This is a genomic window from Glaciecola sp. 1036 (assembly GCF_050306235.1).
Classification (GTDB): domain Bacteria; phylum Pseudomonadota; class Gammaproteobacteria; order Enterobacterales; family Alteromonadaceae; genus Glaciecola.
Window position 1 is genome coordinate 182236 of record NZ_JBLWFH010000007.1, and the last position, 13340, is coordinate 195575.

Sequence of the window (13340 nt, forward strand, 5' to 3'; positions counted from 1 at the left end):
TAAGTGATTTGGCAATAAATCGTTATCAATCGTCTTTTATTTGCGCAATTAGATGGTAAAAAATATAAAAAAGACCTGACAAGTTTCACTTCTTTTAACGATCAGTCAGATATAATCCGCTGCAGATAGTCTAGAGTTGTTTTTACAGCACCGGCGTTGGCATTGAGCATTTGCTCACCGGCCAGACCATCTTTGTAAGCCTTATCTGGATTCGCCAACCAAGTGTTAAACAGCTTATCTAACGCTTTATCATCTTGAGTTATAATTAGCGCGCCACATGTTTCTAGTTGACTGCAAATTTCCGGATTATTAAAGATACTTGGTCCCATCACCATAGGTTTGGCATACAAAGCACATTCTAACGCGTTGTGCCCTCCTTTAGGTGCAAAACTACCCCCGATAAAGGCGATATTGGCGATGCTATAACAAGCTTTTAGCCAGCCCATTGCATCTATCAAGAGTATATCCGGTGAAACCTCTGACGATTGTTCACTGAAACGGGCACAAGTAAAACCACTTGCCTTACAAAGACTATAAACATCATCGAATCTATGGGCATGACGAGGTACCACAATAAGCACAAGATCTTCAAAATCCTGTTTTAACTTTTTAAACGCATTTAACACTATAGTTTCTTCTGGTTGGTGAGTGCTCGCAGCCACCAAGATTCTCTTATCCTCTAGGCGCATTCTTTGTTTAAGAGATTCACCTTTGTCTTTATCCAGCGGGTTATCTTGAATATCAAACTTGGTATTCTTGCTTAATTTAACTTGGTGTTTGGTTAAGCCAAGAGATAAAAAGTTTTTATAAGAAATGTCGTTTTGGGCACAAATGACATCAAATTTAAGTAAGGTTGGCCGGTAAAGGCCACTAAATTTTCGATACATACCCACTGATTGTTCGCTTAATCTTGCGTTCAATAAGCACAGGGTAATTTTACGTTGCCAACAAAGATTCACTAAATTTGGCCATATTTCAACTTCTGTAATACAGACCATGGTTGGCGCAAGTTTTTTAATAAACCTCGACACTATAAATGGTAAATCAATAGGTAAAAATAAATGCTGCACCTTGTCTTTAAATAACCCTTTTGCATGCACAGCGCCTGCTATAGAGGTTGTTGTCACAGTAAAGGTTTTGGTTGGATATCGCTGCATCATTCCATCAATTATGCCCTTAGCAGCGTTTAGCTCGCCAACAGACACACAATGGAATAGAAAATCTGTGGGGAGAATACCTTGATGATAAAGCGCGAAACGTTCGGAAAAATGCCGATTCTCTAAACTGGCCTTTTGATCTCCCATACGCAGTTTTTTGCGCATTAAGAAAAGCATCAATGGAAGTAACAGAAATAGCAATACACTGTAGACATATCGCCAAATATGATGATACCAGGTAATGGGAAAAGTCGGGCCTTGACTGCTCATATGTAACTTAGAATCTTTTCTATTAATATCTCTCGATCAAAAGGTTTTTCAATTATGTCATTCATACCAGCGTCGAAACACTTGTTTCTTTCATCTTTAAACACATGAGCAGTTGCAGCGATTATAGGAACATTTCGATAATGTTGATCTTTTAATGCTCGAATAGCTTCGGAACATTCATAGCCATCCATTTCTGGCATTTGGCAATCCATAATAATACAGTCGAATTTTTTGTTTTCAGAGATTATCTCTAGGGCGTGCACGCCATTGTTTGCTACTGAAATATGGGCGCCTGTGGTCATTAAACATTCTTCAAACAATATTTGATTCACCTCGTTATCTTCTACCACTAAAATATGTTTATTTTTCAGTGGATTCACAGAATAAGCCGCTTTTTCTTTTAGTTCAGACGATTTCTCTTGAGTGCCGAGCATATTACCGCTGTTCTTTTCGACTGTTTTCAAAGGGAAATAACAATCAAAACGAGAGCCTTTGCCAAATTCACTGGTTACTTGGATCTTTCCGCCCATTTTTTCCACCAAATCCTTGGTAATAGTCAATCCTAATCCGGTTCCTTGGTAACGGCGAGAGAAACTCATATCCACTTGTCTAAACGCATCAAACAGAACATCAAAATCCTCTTCTTTTATGCCTGTTCCTGTGTCTATGACACTCATAACCAGTTGGTTTTCGCTGTTTATTTGCACTAGTAGCTTGGTTTCACCTTGCTCTGTGAATTTATTAGCGTTAGACAACAGGTTATTTAATACCTGTTCCAACTTACCTCGATCCATTATCACTATTTTAGGCACATCCTCAGCTACAGCAAAATTAAAAGCTAAGCCCTTTTTCTCGGCTGTTAATTTATGGCTAAAGGTCATTTTCTGCAAAAATGCGACTAAATTGATTTCTGATTCAATTATGCTGTCTGCTTTTGCTTCATATTTAGCAAAAAATAACACCTGATTGACTAGTGATAATAGGGTATCCGCGCTGTATTGCAGTGACTCTAACAAGTACTTTTGCTTTTCATTCAAAGGTGAATCATGTAGCAATTCTGCAATGCCTTTGATCCCAGTTAACGGGGTTCTTAACTCATGACTCATATTGGCTAAAAATTGACTTTTTGCCCTGATCCCCTCTTCAGCTTTGCGGGCAGATTCTCTAAGGTGAGTAATATCTTGAAAGCCGCCTTTTAGCATAACAGGAGTTCCTTCACTATTTACTTCAGCTACTCCTACCGCCCTGACCCAAATATCTCGTCCCTTAGCAGTTTTAAAAGGCAATTCATAATCCCAAGGCGTTCCGTCCTCCATACTACGTTCAATCGCCTTTTCAATGATTGGCCTAGACTCATCAGTGTAAAATGAAACCCCTAACTCCAAATTTATTTCGCTGCCAACGGGTAATTCATGGATGCGGTAGACTTCATCGCTCCAAAACATTTTCCCCGTTTTAATATCTACACTCCAATAACCAATTTTGGCTATTTTGGTCACACTTTCTAAAAATGATTTTTTCTCCGTAATTTCTTGTTGCATCAGAAAACGCTCAGTGACATCAGAAAAAGTAAGAAGAGTACCCTGAACATCCAAGTATGACATGATGGGAGAAATAGTAAGGGTAATATGTTTTATTTGGTCGTCTACTGTAACGGTCAACGGAAAACTGACTATTTCGTTATTCTTGATCACTTCAGAAAAAATGTCTGGCGCTACGCCTAAAGAACTCAAAATATGTTGAATTTTTAAGCCAATGAGTTGGGTTCCTTTACTGGACAACATATTTAAGTAACTCTTGTTGGCCCACACCACAGTCTTTTGTTTGTCGATGAGAAGAATACCATCCGGACTAGCTTCAACCAGTTGAATTAAACGTTTATTTTCGTAGATTCGTTGCTGATTAAGATTGGATTCATTATTGTCGACATAGGCATCTCCACCTAAGAATGCATGGCTTAGGGTAGCGACAATGAATTTCTTTCCTTCATTGTTGACTTGTTTTAGACCAATGTAAATTTCGATTTCCTTGCCACTTTTGTGAATCGCAGGAAATGTTTTACCTCCTCCCATCGCCCTTCCAGAAGCATTATCAGCAGCCAAAAAGCGTTGTAAAAACTTATCATGCTCTAACCCATATTCTGAGGGCATCAAACATGTTACTGGTTTATCGATAATTTCTGTTGGTGTATAGCCTAAGATTTCTTGGATAGTTTGATTCGCTGAGCACACTATTCCTTTATCATTCACCACTAATAACGCGGCCGTGCATCCGTTTACCAATTGATTGATAGAAATTGGCAGACGAGATTCTATATTTGGCTCATTTGAATGCATAAAGGCCCTTTTGGTTGCCTCTTAAAAGATGTCAGTAGTTTTTGTCGACTGTCGCTCTACTTTGATACTAGTAGAAGCATACAAAACTATCCATTTAGAATAAATAAATAATTGTTTTTGCCGATAAAACTGTTAAATCAAACAGAAGTTGCTTTGCACATATAGTTAATGACATTAGTATCGGCCGCTCAACATGCCTTGCTTTTAACGTTGCGATATTTAACGCAATGTGATTTTGTCCGACTGACGGTTGAAGGAAACAAGCTACAACGTATAGATTCTGGGGATTTAACCGACCAAATATATGACCTGCTATCTAGTACACAGCGAGATTTCCAACCGGCGACTTTTTATCAAATACCCCAACACCATATCGAACTAAGTATTATTAACCAACATCACGCCCACATAATTGTGAGTGACCCCGACCTTCCTGCGGAAACTGGACATGACAGTCGACGACAAAAAATTGTAGTAAAGCAAAACAACCGAGATATCAATGTCGATCTGGTAAGCATACAAAAACTACCACAGTGGCTGACCGATATGGCAACTCAGTCAAGTGAGGAAAACGCTTTGCAAAGTGCTTTCTTGCATCAACTAGGCGCTGTTGCTACTAGTTTGTCGTTGTTCAAAGCTTATGAAAAGTTCACCCAAGATAGTTTAACCAAATTACAAAGCAGAAATGCCTTACAAAGTGCCATTGATAGCAATATCGACAAAGCTGATATGATTTTATGCATGATTCACTGTCGAGACTTTCAAGTAGTGAACCGCAAGTTTGGCCAAGCCAAAGGCGATATTGTTTTGCATGAAATTGCCACCATCATCAATCAGCAAACGCGGACACAAGACATTGCTTGCCGTTTTGGCGGCGCTTTGTTCGGCATAGCGACCCATGCCAATAGCATTGATGAAGGCAAGGCCATGGCAAGTAAACTGCAGCAAGAATTACATGCCAGACCCTATTTGAAAAACGCGGTGCGTTTATCTTTTAATGTTGGCGTGGCGATCTGTAGTGCAGAAGAAATTGCCCCTGATGATTCTTCAGCTTCCAGTATTTTAATCTCTCGTGCAGAACAAGCATTAAGGGCCGCTCAAACCTCAGATAAACCTTCTGTAGTCATGTGGGAAGCGGGTAAATTTAATCATGATGAGCAAGATTTTAATTATCTTGGCGGCATATTCACCCCAGATAACGTAACTAACTATCGCAATATGCTATTGCTTTGGGATATTTCTTCCATCATTGCCGATGAACATGAATTTTCTAAGCTTCTTATTAGCGTTATTGAGCGCCTTGCTTATACATTTGAATTTAGTTTCGCCGGGATATTATCAGAGCGTCCGGACGCAGGCCTTGAATCTGTTGTGTCAGTGGAAGATATCGATAATATCCATTATTCAAATAATAACCAATTGCCCCTGCAGCAGGAATTACGAAGTCACTTGGCTACCGCAATTACTAACGGTCAGGTGGAAGAAAGCGAAGATAACGGCTTTAAGTATTTACTAATACCTCTTGGTACTGAAAATAAAGAATGCTTTTTTATCATAGGTCAGCATGACAAGTTAGACCTAACCCATGATTCGATTATGCTATTTGCCGGCTTCGCGCGACAAATTGGTAAGGCGTTAAAACGTAGCCAATTAGAAGAACAGTTAAATAAGAACCTTGAGCAACAAAATGCTCGACTTGCACAAGAGCTACAAGAATTAAAATCGGGATTACAGTCCAGTGCTTTGGTGTATCGTTCAGATGTTATGCAACATCTCATGATGCAAACTCAACGGGCGGCGCAAACAGACACAACGGTTCTGATAACAGGTGAAAGTGGCACCGGAAAAGAAAAGTTGATTCATGCGGTGCATAGTTTGAGTACTCGCGCCGACAAACCTTTGGTCATTGTGGATTGTGGATCTATTCCGGAAACTTTGATTGAATCTGAACTCTTTGGCCACATAAAAGGAGCATTTACCGGTGCTCAAAGCGAAAAAATCGGCAAAATAAAAGCCGCTGACAAAGGCATTTTAGTGTTGGATGAAATTGGCGAATTACCAATGTCTATGCAGCCAAAGCTATTACGATTTGTGCAGGAAAAACACTACACGCCCGTTGGCAGTACCAAACAAATTAGTGTAGATGTTAAAATTGTCGCAGTAACTAACCGCAACTTGTTAGCTGAGGTTGAAAAGGGCAACTTTCGCCAAGACCTTTACTATCGCCTAAACGTGGTCACTCTGCATAACCCGCCATTACGCCAACGCCTTGAAGATTTAGAAGTGTTATGCCAACACTTTTTAGCCAAGTTTGCGAAACAATACGATGTTGAACGTAAATATATTAGCGAAGCTACATTTAATAAAATGCGAGCATATGCTTGGCCAGGTAACGTGCGTGAACTTGAAAACTTACTTATGCAAGCTTTTCTACTTAGCCAAAACGATGAAATTTGTTTCGATGATTTACACATAAAAATGCCATCGGAACGACAGAGTATCACCTTAGAACATGAATCTATTGTCGATAACTCCAGATATGAGCACAAACAAGAACCTGACTACATCACTGGCTCACAAGAGAAAGACGCTCCAACATATCCGTCGACTTTATCTAACGTAAATAGAGCTTTTCAAGAGCAATTTCCGGCTAGACAACCGAGTGAAATCTTGGCACAGGGCAAAATCACTGAACAAGAATGGGTTTTCAAACTTTCTAATGCACTACAAGAATTAGTGCAAGAGGTGAACAGCTCAATCTCGTTTTATGATCTCAACATCGGTGATTTAATGGAAAACGCGCTATTTAAAGCATTACTCGCCAAGACTAAAACCAATAAAGAAATAGCGGAAAAAATGCGCATTCCCATTAGTACTGCCAGACGAAAAGCACAGCGAGCGGAAATTGTTAAGATCCCGTCAAAAACGCCCGATGCTTGGAGCGATGTGGAAGATTTACTGCAAGCCTTAGCTAACGGTCAAGTATTGGTAAAAGAACCCTTACCGGCTTTAAAGTTAGCTTTAGTTAAAATTGTACTCAATAATACCACTGGCAATATGACGCGGGCAGCCTCACAAGTTGGGGTGAGTGAGCCCACGCTATACAAATTAAAAAAACAACTTTAATTGCTGACTAATTCTACCGACATCAAGGTATCATGGGCTGTCATATAGAGTGTTTTTTCATCCGCAGACAAGGTGCAATTGGCTGTCGCTTTACCGGTACGAATTTTCGCCAAGGCTTTACCCGTTTGATCAAATACCCAAACGCCACCTGGACCTGTTGCAAAAATATAACCTTTAGAATGCATCACCATGCCATCAGGTAAACCAGGTTCGTTTGGTTGACCGACCATTTCAGCAACATCAAAAAAGACCCGTTTGTTTACCAAATTACCCTTCTCGTTTAGATCAAACTTATACCACTTAGCATCATCGCTATCAGAGGCTGCGACAATGGCAAAACTTTCATCTGCACTTAGGATAATACCGTTTGGATAGAGTATGGATTTGTCCTCTAAAATCACTTCTCCTTCGCGAGTTAATCGATAAATACCGTCGAAGTCCAACGCCTTGTGGGGGTCTTTACGTTGTAGCTTTAATCCATAAGGCGGATCGGTAAAATATAAATCACCATTGGAATGGAACACAGCATCGTTAGGACTATTATAGCGTTTACCTTGGTACTTTGATGTTAGCGGAATGTAATTAGCTTTCGGGTTATCCAAGGGCGCATCCATGATTGAAATTCGTCTATCGCCGTGTTGCATAAGCACTAACTTACCATCGGCGTTTATCAACAAGCCATTGCTACCTTCGCTGGAATCATGAGGCGAAATTCCCGTTGCGCCAGAAGGCGTTAAATACTCAGTAACCCCTGTATCTTTTTGGTATTTATAAAGTTTGTTATTCGGCACATCAGAGAAAAGTAGGAAGTCTCCAGATTCAACCCAAACTGGTCCTTCAGACCAAGCATAGCCATCGCCTAAGAGGTTAATTTTGCTATCTTTTAAGATAATGTCCGCTGCGGCTTCGTCATAAATATCAATGCTTGGGCTTGATTGCGCGTGAATAAAGCTAGAAAAAAATATAAGACTGGCGCTAATACCTGATAGTACAGCGTTACCAATAGAAAAACGCGGAAGTGTAAACATTACTCTTTGACATCCTTGATTGAAAAGATGCCATAGAGTAGCAAAACTTATTCTGCTTGCCACTGTTATATTGGTGTGACCAGCGTAAAAAAATTGTTAAACCTTAAGCTGGGAACTCTTGAAAACTTCAGGCTGGTGGCGCAAAACTCTCACGTTGCCCTCAAGTATGGCTTTTTCAACGTCTGATGTCATGGTATTCATTATCGAATAAGGCACTGAATGCTCGCTCTGCAATATACCTGTCCAAGTGTTACGGCCAGCATCTTTTGACTTGTATAAAGCGTTGTCAGCTAATAAGTGTACTTGCTCCCAAGATAAGGCATCAGGAGTGAATAAACTAAATGGGAATACTGAAAAGCCCATTGAACTCGAGACATGCATGCGCTGTGATAGGCCAATGTTGAAGCCACATTTTGCTATGCTGGATCTGACGCGTTCTGCCAAGGAACTGACTTCATACACATCATTGATTTGACCGACAATAAGAAATTCATCACCGCCCCAACGAATGACAATATCATTCACGCGACAGACTTCTTTTAATAATTCTGCTACCTGAATAATGACCTTATCACCTGCATCGTGCCCATAGGTATCGTTTATAGGTTTGAAGCCATCTAGATCGAACATTAAAAAGAATAATCGAGTGCCAGATGTAGACGTCACCAGATCTTGTTTCAGTTCTTCGTTAAATTTCTTGCTTACCGATGCAACCAATTGAGGTAATACATCCGCTAGATAACGTCTGTTGTGCAGCCCAGTGAGTTGGTCTGTGATACTTGCACTGAGCAATTTGTCGTTCACCTGTTGCAACTCACGAGTACGCTGACTCACCTCTTCTTCCAAGGTTTCACGGTATTTCCGTTCTTTATCTGTTTTTTTCATTTGATATCGGGCGATCAACGCAATGATTAACACCAAAATACTTGCATAGACCGCATAGGCCCAAGGCGATAACCAGGGCGCTGGATGCACTACGAGTTTTATAGAATCCCCGATTTCATTCCACATTCCATCACTGTTCGAAGCGATGACCTGGAATTCATATTCCCCTGCTGGTAAGTTGGTGTAAGTAGCGCGCCGAGTATCTAGGGGATCTACCCATTCTTGATCAAACCCTTTCAGGCGGTATCTATATTCATTATTGTCGGGTGCAACGAAATCCAAACCTACAAATTCGAAGCCGATAAGATAATCCTGATAGGTTATCTCGATTTTACCCTCATCATTTTTGAGAAAATCAGGGTGATAAAAATCATTCAATATTTGAAATCTCGTTATAAATGTCGGCGGTATATGAGTGTTTGCCTGAATATCGCTGGGGTGAAAGGCAGTTACTCCGGTTTGACTGCCCAGCAAAAACTTACCATTGGGCAGTTTATAATAAGAGCCTGAATTAAATTCGTTGCTAAGAAGACCTTGAGCTGTAGTGAACACCTTCATTTCAAAGGTAATGGGATTCATCTTGACCAAACCACGGTTAGTAGTGATCCATAGAAAACCTTCTGTATCTTCCAAAATGCCATAGACAACGTTGCTTGGCATTCCGTTGGCTTGACTAAAGGAGGTATATTCAAACTTAGCTCTGGCAAAATCTTTTTCTTGTAACAGATGTAGACCACCGCCTTGAGTCCCAAACCAAATATTACCACGGCTATCTTCAAAAATGGTCCACACAGATTCTGAGTTTGATTTTTCACTGGCATTATTACCAACTTGGAAGTTAAAAGAGACCTTGGTGTCTGGATTAAAGATACTAATTCCTTTATTCCAAGTCCCAAGCCAAAGTAATCCGTCTCTAGACTCCATGAGGGAAACTACTTTATCAGAATTGATACTCGTTGCATCTTCAGGATCGTTTGTATAGGTAACAAAATCATCGGTTTCGCGATTGTATTTACTAATACCACCGCCAAAAGTAGATAGCCATACATCGTTGTTGTGGTCTTTGATGATGCTGGTTACGCCGCCTTTTTGTAAAGCAGTCGGATCTTCTTTGTCTACATTATAATGCCAAATTTGACCTGTCTTGGGATTGTACCGACTTAATCCAACTGCTCTGTATCCAAACCAGACTTCTTCTTCACTGTAGGTTAACAAAGACATCACTTGATTTTGACGTAGTGAATTTTCATTTTCAGGATCATGAGTTAAATGCTCAAAAGTATTGCTTTGCATATCTAGCAAACTTACACCGTCAGTGGTGGCGATAAATGCTTGATTATCTTTGTAGTGAGAGAAATAGGTTATGTTCGGCCCAATAAGACTAATTTCTTTATTTTCGTGAACTTTGTAATGATCGAATTTTGTATGTGCGCTGTTCCATTTACTGATGCCGTTAAAAGTCCCTATCCAGAGTATTCCGGAATTATCTTGAGTGACATACCTTACTTGATCTGATGCTATGGTATGCTCTGTGCGTACGTCGTATTTTAAGAGGCTAAATTCGTTATCTTGAGTCAAGAATGCTAATCCCGAATCTGTAGCAAACCATATTACTCCGTTATTGTCTTGATACATGTGGTTGACAATGGCATTCGGAAAATCTTTTGCAGTATAAAATTCCAATTTTTCTGGCAGACCATTAAAATTCACGGTATTAAGATCTGCGTACAATACGCCCATTTTTCCAGCACCTAACCACAGGCGATTATTTGAGTCTATTAAAATGGATGTTGCTTTCAGATTACTACGCTCTTTGCCGTGGAATACAACAGGAATCTTTCTTATGCTCCCTGTAATTGGATCAAGAACGAAAATACCTCCTGGAAGACCGAACCATTTTCGACCAGAGCGATCAGTAACACTTGAATATGGAGAAAGCTGTATGGTTTTAGACTCACCATTTTCTTCATAAGTGTATTCTTTATAATGAATAAATGTACTAGTTACAGGATTATACTTATCAATGCCGCCTTCAGTTATTACCCACATGTTTCCTTCGTCATCCCTAGAAATTTCATTAACTTCAGGGTGAGAAATAAAAGTAGCTCCTTCTCCACTAGAATATCTTCTAAACTTACTCGTCTCGACATTTAGTATCGAAAGCCCACCTCGGGTACCAACCCAAATATTACCACTTAGATCTTCATTAATAGACATTACCCATACATTGGATAATGATTCATTATCATTGGGATCGTACATATATGATTTAAATTTATAGCCGTCATAGCGATTTAATCCTTCTTGAGTACCAAACCATAAAAAACCCTTAGAATCTTGAAAAATAGTGGTAATACTTTTTTGTGAGATACCTTCTTTTAAGCCTAAACGCTCAAAACGCACATTATCTGCCGCAGCAAACAATGCAGAACTGAACAACAATAAGCAGGCAACAATCAGCAGGTTTGTTCTATAACTCATAGGTTTTAAAGCTATTGGTTTAACGGATATATGCATTTTTATCGGTCACTTACCTAAATTCTTAAACTTAACTGCTATATAAAATAAAGCCGCTGTTGAAGGTCATTCCACAGCGGCTTATTGTTTTTAGCTAGATTAACGAATGATTACTGCCAACCGTCTTCTTCCACTGGAACAACTGTATTAGGGTCAATAGGTTCTAGTTCTTCCACTTCTGCACTTAACAGATTCATTGCTTCACCTTTGCCCCAATGAGCACCTAATAAATCTAACTCTCCACCTGACCAATGAGCACCTTGCAGATCTAGCTCAGTTAAGCTCCAATGTGCACCGAGTAAATCTAGTTCAGCACCGCCCCAATGCGCACCCAAAAGGTCCAATTCTTCGTTTGCCCAATGCGCACCTAATAGATTTAGTTGTTCAGTACCCCAGTGAGCGCCTTGTAAATCTAACGCTTCAGCCCCCCAATGAGCACCTAGTAAGTCCATTGATTCACGGTTACCCCAATGAGCACCATTTAGTAACATTGAACCATCTTGCATAGTAATTGCAAACTCGCCATCTGCATCTTTCACTACAGGACCTAGGTAGCGTTTCTCGCCTCTTAGGTCAGCTTTGATGTCTAGACCTTTGTTGGCACAGCCTGAAGCCGAAGAGAACACTGCTTCATAAGCGTCTACTAAACCAGCTCCTTGCTCAAAGGGTGAGAAATTAAATCTACCTTCAGTTACTGAAGCTCTAGACGCTGCCATAATGCGGCATTTAACGTCGTCAGGCGAAATGTATGGATTGCTTTGAATAATCAAGGCAGCTATACCAGACACTACAGCGGCTGCTTGTGATGTACCTGAAATTTCAAAGTAGTTGTCACCTTGGCTGCTTTCTTTCGGCTTACGATAAAAATATCTTGCGTCCATTTTCTGGGCAATTTGCGTACCAGGCGCCACTATGTCAGGTTTCACAAAACCATCAAAAGTTGGGCCTTTAGCCGAGAAACTCGCAATACGGTCATCGCTAAAATCAAACGGTGTTTCGTTATCAGCCGCCGCACCTACAGTAATAACATAAGGATTATTGCCCGGTACTGTGATGCCCATATCATCACCAGAGTTGCCTGCAGAAGCCACAACAACAATGCCTGCATCCCATAAACGCATTACAGCTTGGTTGATAGGGTCATCCCAATAACGGCTCATTGGATCAGTTCCAAGCGACATATTTACCACGCGAATAGCATAGCGATAACGGTTTTCATACACCCAATTTAACGCATCTAACACCTTTGAATAACTACTTTGACCACTTGCATTAAAAGCTTTGATAGGCAGTAAAAAAGCACCAGGTGCTATCCCGTTAAATTTGCCTGTATCACTTTGCAACGCACTACCAATAATACTGGTTACATGAGTACCGTGGCCGTTTTTGTCGTCATTATATCGGTAGCTCTTTTTACCTGATATTGCATCGTACTTAACTGCCACTTTTTGATAACCATAAGAGTTTCTAAATATATATTGACCTTCATTGCCACCTAAATTTGCACCACTGTCAATAACGGCAACGGTTACACCATAACCGCGGTAATACATATCATGTAAGCGGTCAGCGCCTACCTGCTCGGCAATATTATTGTTGATGGAATAAGGAAGGTTTTGTTGATTTGGGTTACCCATAGTCATTACAGTACGGTCGTCTTGGATACGAATACCCGCTGTAGATTTAATTTCAGATGCTTGCGCAGAAGTTAATGTCGCAGACACTGCATTAATGATTGGGAATTCGCGGCTGATATCGCCACCAACACTAGATACTACAGAAGCGATGTATTGCGTGTCCTTACCTTGTAAAATGTAAGATTTAGCAACTTCTTCACCACCGTCCTTTTCATGTCCCCACATAGCCGCGGCGATATTTTGAGTTTCATCTTGCTGCAAAAGCAAAACAGAAGCTCCGCCAACCATGGCTGCTGCAAAAATTGCGGTCTTTACTACATTTTTCATAATTTAATCCAATCAACTTCAAAAAGATTTGTTCTTGCTCTCCTCTTTGCACTTAGT

General features: G+C 40.3%; 6 protein-coding genes. 1 reads left to right on the forward strand and 5 read right to left on the reverse strand.

The genetic code is table 11. The features are described from left to right. Positions 1–101 precede the first annotated feature (101 nt). Entirely contained in the window at positions 102–1427 is a 1326-nt protein-coding gene (locus tag ACNKW3_RS12210) for a 3-deoxy-D-manno-octulosonic acid transferase (protein ID WP_427399575.1), read from the reverse strand. Next, on the reverse strand, positions 1424–3763 hold the full coding sequence (locus tag ACNKW3_RS12215; protein ID WP_427399576.1) for a response regulator: 2340 nt from the start codon (positions 3761–3763) through the stop codon (positions 1424–1426). The genes ACNKW3_RS12210 and ACNKW3_RS12215 overlap by 4 nt, the downstream gene beginning before the upstream one ends. 168 nt (positions 3764–3931) lie before the next feature. Between ACNKW3_RS12215 and ACNKW3_RS12220 the strand changes: the two genes are divergently transcribed. Further along, the gene (locus tag ACNKW3_RS12220; RefSeq protein WP_427399577.1) at positions 3932–6889 is read left to right on the forward strand and encodes a sigma 54-interacting transcriptional regulator; all 2958 of its coding nucleotides are present in this window, start codon (positions 3932–3934) and stop codon (positions 6887–6889) included. Here the strand turns inward: ACNKW3_RS12220 and ACNKW3_RS12225 are convergent. The 3 genes from ACNKW3_RS12225 to ACNKW3_RS12235 all read right to left on the reverse strand — a co-directional run bounded on the left by ACNKW3_RS12225 (position 6886) and on the right by ACNKW3_RS12235 (position 13283). Continuing rightward, positions 6886–7917 (reverse strand): SMP-30/gluconolactonase/LRE family protein, encoded by a 1032-nt coding sequence (locus ACNKW3_RS12225; RefSeq protein ID WP_427399578.1) that lies wholly within the window; start codon positions 7915–7917, stop codon positions 6886–6888. The genes ACNKW3_RS12220 and ACNKW3_RS12225 overlap by 4 nt on opposite strands. Positions 7918–8013: 96 nt before the next feature. Beyond that, positions 8014–11283: a ligand-binding sensor domain-containing protein gene (locus tag ACNKW3_RS12230; protein WP_427399579.1), complete on the reverse strand. Its 3270-nt coding sequence runs from the start codon at positions 11281–11283 to the stop codon at positions 8014–8016. A 146-nt stretch (positions 11284–11429) separates the two neighbouring features. Then, positions 11430–13283, reverse strand: a complete 1854-nt coding sequence (locus ACNKW3_RS12235) for a S8 family peptidase (protein WP_427399580.1) — start codon at positions 13281–13283, stop codon at positions 11430–11432. Between the last annotated feature and the right edge of the window lie 57 nt (positions 13284–13340).